Origin of the sequence: Acinetobacter sp. YH12049 (assembly GCF_013419875.1) — a bacterium.
Taxonomy (GTDB): Bacteria; Pseudomonadota; Gammaproteobacteria; order Pseudomonadales; family Moraxellaceae; genus Acinetobacter; species Acinetobacter amyesii.
The window spans coordinates 1-4,168 of the sequence record NZ_VOZH01000086.1; the positions used below are offsets into that span (position 1 = coordinate 1).

Annotated in this window: 6 protein-coding genes; 1 reads left to right on the plus strand and 5 read right to left on the minus strand. The window is 57.3% G+C overall.

The genetic code is table 11. The annotated features are described in order from the left end of the window. Nucleotides 1-76: 76 nt before the first annotated feature. The 5 genes from FTU05_RS17345 to FTU05_RS17365 all read right to left on the minus strand — a co-directional run bounded on the left by FTU05_RS17345 (nucleotide 77) and on the right by FTU05_RS17365 (nucleotide 3,199). A complete protein-coding gene (locus FTU05_RS17345) occupies nucleotides 77-577 on the minus strand; it encodes a GNAT family N-acetyltransferase (RefSeq protein ID WP_000376623.1) in 501 nt (166 codons plus the stop codon). 127 nt (nucleotides 578-704) lie between these two features. Further along, complete coding sequence (sul1, locus tag FTU05_RS17350) at nucleotides 705-1,544, minus strand: sulfonamide-resistant dihydropteroate synthase Sul1 (protein ID WP_000259031.1); 840 nt, start codon at nucleotides 1,542-1,544, stop codon at nucleotides 705-707. After that, nucleotides 1,538-1,885: a quaternary ammonium compound efflux SMR transporter QacE delta 1 gene (locus FTU05_RS17355; protein ID WP_000679427.1), complete on the minus strand. Its 348-nt coding sequence runs from the start codon at nucleotides 1,883-1,885 to the stop codon at nucleotides 1,538-1,540. The genes sul1 and FTU05_RS17355 overlap by 7 nt, the downstream gene beginning before the upstream one ends. Nucleotides 1,886-2,053: 168 nt before the next feature. Further along, nucleotides 2,054-2,641 (minus strand): AAC(6')-Ib family aminoglycoside 6'-N-acetyltransferase, encoded by a 588-nt coding sequence (gene aac(6')-Ib / locus FTU05_RS17360; protein ID WP_033917551.1) that lies wholly within the window; start codon nucleotides 2,639-2,641, stop codon nucleotides 2,054-2,056. Nucleotides 2,642-2,746: 105 nt separating this feature from the next. After that, nucleotides 2,747-3,199 (minus strand): NAD(+)--rifampin ADP-ribosyltransferase Arr-3, encoded by a 453-nt coding sequence (locus FTU05_RS17365; RefSeq protein ID WP_001749986.1) that lies wholly within the window; start codon nucleotides 3,197-3,199, stop codon nucleotides 2,747-2,749. Between the two features lie 172 nt (nucleotides 3,200-3,371). Here FTU05_RS17365 and intI1 point away from each other — a divergent pair. Beyond that, nucleotides 3,372-4,168: class 1 integron integrase IntI1 (gene intI1 / locus FTU05_RS17370; RefSeq protein ID WP_079284715.1), on the plus strand; the 797-nt coding region annotated here is incomplete at its 3' end.

Below are 4,168 nucleotides of genomic sequence, written 5' to 3' on the forward strand. Positions count from 1 at the left end.
CGCGGTCGGACTGCAAGTGATCTTGAAGCCACGGGCCCGTCCCACCCCGACATGGACCTCGATGCCCGAACGGACGTTAGATTTCGAGTTCTAGGCGTTCTGCGATGAAGGTTGGATCCCAGCCGGGATTGAAAGTGTCGACGTGGGTGAATCCGAGCCGCTCGTATAGGCCACGCAGGTTCGGGTGGCAGTCGAGCCGCAGCTTGGCGCACCCCTGCGTTCGCGCGGCATGGCGGCAAGCCTCGATCAGCGCGGAGCTGACACCCCGGCCCGCATGTGTCCGTCGCACCGCGAGCTTGTGCAGATATGCGGCCTCCCCCTTGAGGGCGTCGGGCCAGAACTCGGGATCCTCGGCCGACAAGGTGCAACAGCCGACGATGCCGTCGCTGCAACTCGCGACTAGGAGCTCGGATCTCAGGACGAAGGTCTCCGCGAATGTCCGGTCGATCCGCGCGACGTCCCAGGCGGGCGTTCCCTTGGCGGACATCCACGCCGCAGCGTCGTGCATCAGCCGCACAACCTCGTCGATATCACCCGAGCAGGCGACCCGAACGTTCGGAGGCTCCTCGCTGTCCATTCGCTCCCCTGGCGCGGTATGAACCGCCGCCTCATAGTGCAGTTTGATCCTGACGAGCCCAGCATGTCTGCGCCCACCTTCGCGGAACCTGACCAGGGTCCGCTAGCGGGCGGCCGGAAGGTGAATGCTAGGCATGATCTAACCCTCGGTCTCTGGCGTCGCGACTGCGAAATTTCGCGAGGGTTTCCGAGAAGGTGATTGCGCTTCGCAGATCTCCAGGCGCGTGGGTGCGGACGTAGTCAGCGCCATTGCCGATCGCGTGAAGTTCCGCCGCAAGGCTCGCTGGACCCAGATCCTTTACAGGAAGGCCAACGGTGGCGCCCAAGAAGGATTTCCGCGACACCGAGACCAATAGCGGAAGCCCCAACGCCGACTTCAGCTTTTGAAGGTTCGACAGCACGTGCAGCGATGTTTCCGGTGCGGGGCTCAAGAAAAATCCCATCCCCGGATCGAGGATGAGCCGGTCGGCAGCGACCCCGCTCCGTCGCAAGGCGGAAACCCGCGCCTCGAAGAACCGCACAATCTCGTCGAGCGCGTCTTCGGGTCGAAGGTGACCGGTGCGGGTGGCGATGCCATCCCGCTGCGCTGAGTGCATAACCACCAGCCTGCAGTCCGCCTCAGCAATATCGGGATAGAGCGCAGGGTCAGGAAATCCTTGGATATCGTTCAGGTAGCCCACGCCGCGCTTGAGCGCATAGCGCTGGGTTTCCGGTTGGAAGCTGTCGATTGAAACACGGTGCATCTGATCGGACAGGGCGTCTAAGAGCGGCGCAATACGTCTGATCTCATCGGCCGGCGATACAGGCCTCGCGTCCGGATGGCTGGCGGCCGGTCCGACATCCACGACGTCTGATCCGACTCGCAGCATTTCGATCGCCGCGGTGACAGCGCCGGCGGGGTCTAGCCGCCGGCTCTCATCGAAGAAGGAGTCCTCGGTGAGATTCAGAATGCCGAACACCGTCACCATGGCGTCGGCCTCCGCAGCGACTTCCACGATGGGGATCGGGCGAGCAAAAAGGCAGCAATTATGAGCCCCATACCTACAAAGCCCCACGCATCAAGCTTTTGCCCATGAAGCAACCAGGCAATGGCTGTAATTATGACGACGCCGAGTCCCGACCAGACTGCATAAGCAACACCGACAGGGATGGATTTCAGAACCAGAGAAAGAAAATAAAATGCGATGCCATAACCGATTATGACAACGGCGGAAGGGGCAAGCTTAGTAAAGCCCTCGCTAGATTTTAATGCGGATGTTGCGATTACTTCGCCAACTATTGCGATAACAAGAAAAAGCCAGCCTTTCATGATATATCTCCCAATTTGTGTAGGGCTTATTATGCACGCTTAAAAATAATAAAAGCAGACTTGACCTGATAGTTTGGCTGTGAGCAATTATGTGCTTAGTGCATCTAACGTTTGACATGAGGGGCGGCCAAGGGCGCCAGCCCTTGGACGTCCCCCTCGATGGAAGGGTTAGGCATCACTGCGTGTTCGCTCGAATGCCTGGCGTGTTTGAACCATGTACACGGCTGGACCATCTGGGGTGGTTACGGTACCTTGCCTCTCAAACCCCGCTTTCTCGTAGCATCGGATCGCTCGCAAGTTGCTCGGCGACGGGTCCGTTTGGATCTTGGTGACCTCGGGATCATTGAACAGCAACTCAACCAGAGCTCGAACCAGCTTGGTTCCCAAGCCTTTGCCCAGTTGTGATGCATTCGCCAGTGACTGGTCTATTCCGCGTACTCCTGGATCGGTTTCTTCTTCCCACCATCCGTCCCCGCTTCCAAGAGCAACGTACGACTGGGCATACCCAATCGGCTCTCCATTCAGCATTGCAATGTATGGAGTGACGGACTCTTGCGCTAAAACGCTTGGCAAGTACTGTTCCTGTACGTCAGCAAGTGTCGGGCGTGCTTCTTCTCCGCCCCACCACTCGACGATATGAGATCGATTTAGCCACTCATAGAGCATCGCAAGGTCATGCTCAGTCATGAGGCGCAGTGTGACGGAATCGTTGCTGTTGGTCACGATGCTGTACTTTGTGATGCCTAACGCCGCCATAAACGGCGACAGGGTGGCGCGCCTATTGCGCATAAAATGGCGAAGCCATGCGCAACAGGCGCGGAATCTCTGGCGTCCGGTTTGATGGCTTTGTTATGCAAAGGACTAGTCTTCAATGACGTGTAAACCACGGCGCTTTAAGTCCTCCAACGAATCCAACATTCCCCTTATTAATTCAACAGGATGCCCCTCCCAGTCTTCAACAACGCCAACAATTCTCAAGGGTTCGCAGGTTCTATAGGACTGTGTTGGATTACCGGGAAATCTTTTGTTCGTAAGATTCGGATCGTCTTCGAACGGTCCTGTTGGCTCAACTATGTATATGTAGCCGCGACCCTCGAGGCCAGACAGTGACATAGCAAGTTCAGCTCCCCAAACTGCTGGCTCCATCAAGGCTGAAAAGTAGATGTGCTTAAGAATACGACCGTCCTCGAAATGAGAGATGAACCCTGTGGTTAGCAAGTCACCAATCGCCAAATTGGCTTTGGTTCCATGATAGAACGGTCCTTGCACCTGCTTGTAATTATCATGAGAGATGGGAATCCAATCTTTTACCATTTTAAGACCCTTAATTGTTGGGATTTGGCTGCATAACTTTGTTTTAGGGCGACTGCCCTGCTGCGTAACATCGTTGCTGCTCCATAACATCAAACATCGACCCACGGCGTAACGCGCTTGCTGCTTGGATGCCCGAGGCATAGACTGTACAAAAAAACAGTCATAACAAGCCATGAAAACCGCCACTGCGCCGTTACCACCGCTGCGTTCGGTCAAGGTTCTGGACCAGTTGCGTGAGCGCATACGCTACTTGCATTACAGCTTACCAACCGAACAGGCTTATGTCCACTGGGTTCGTGCCTTCATCCGTTTCCACGGTGTGCGTCACCCGGCAACCTTGGGCAGCAGCGAAGTCGAGGCATTTCTGTCCTGGCTGGCGAACGAGCGCAAGGTTTCGGTCTCCACGCATCGTCAGGCATTGGCGGCCTTGCTGTTCTTCTACGGCAAGGTGCTGTGCACGGATCTGCCCTGGCTTCAGGAGATCGGAAGACCTCGGCCGTCGCGGCGCTTGCCGGTGGTGCTGACCCCGGATGAAGTGGTTCGCATCCTCGGTTTTCTGGAAGGCGAGCATCGTTTGTTCGCCCAGCTTCTGTATGGAACGGGCATGCGGATCAGTGAGGGTTTGCAACTGCGGGTCAAGGATCTGGATTTCGATCACGGCACGATCATCGTGCGGGAGGGCAAGGGCTCCAAGGATCGGGCCTTGATGTTACCCGAGAGCTTGGCACCCAGCCTGCGCGAGCAGCTGTCGCGTGCACGGGCATGGTGGCTGAAGGACCAGGCCGAGGGCCGCAGCGGCGTTGCGCTTCCCGACGCCCTTGAGCGGAAGTATCCGCGCGCCGGGCATTCCTGGCCGTGGTTCTGGGTTTTTGCGCAGCACACGCATTCGACCGATCCACGGAGCGGTGTCGTGCGTCGCCATCACATGTATGACCAGACCTTTCAGCGCGCCTTCAAACGTGCCGTAGA

Coding starts and splice junctions, on each gene's coding strand:
- FTU05_RS17345 (WP_000376623.1), bottom strand. CDS start 577: ATGGACAGCGAGGAGCCTCCGAACGTTCGGGTCGCCTGCTCGGGTGAT.
- sul1 (WP_000259031.1), bottom strand. CDS start 1,544: ATGGTGACGGTGTTCGGCATTCTGAATCTCACCGAGGACTCCTTCTTC.
- FTU05_RS17355 (WP_000679427.1), bottom strand. CDS start 1,885: ATGAAAGGCTGGCTTTTTCTTGTTATCGCAATAGTTGGCGAAGTAATC.
- FTU05_RS17365 (WP_001749986.1), bottom strand. CDS start 3,199: ATGGTAAAAGATTGGATTCCCATCTCTCATGATAATTACAAGCAGGTG.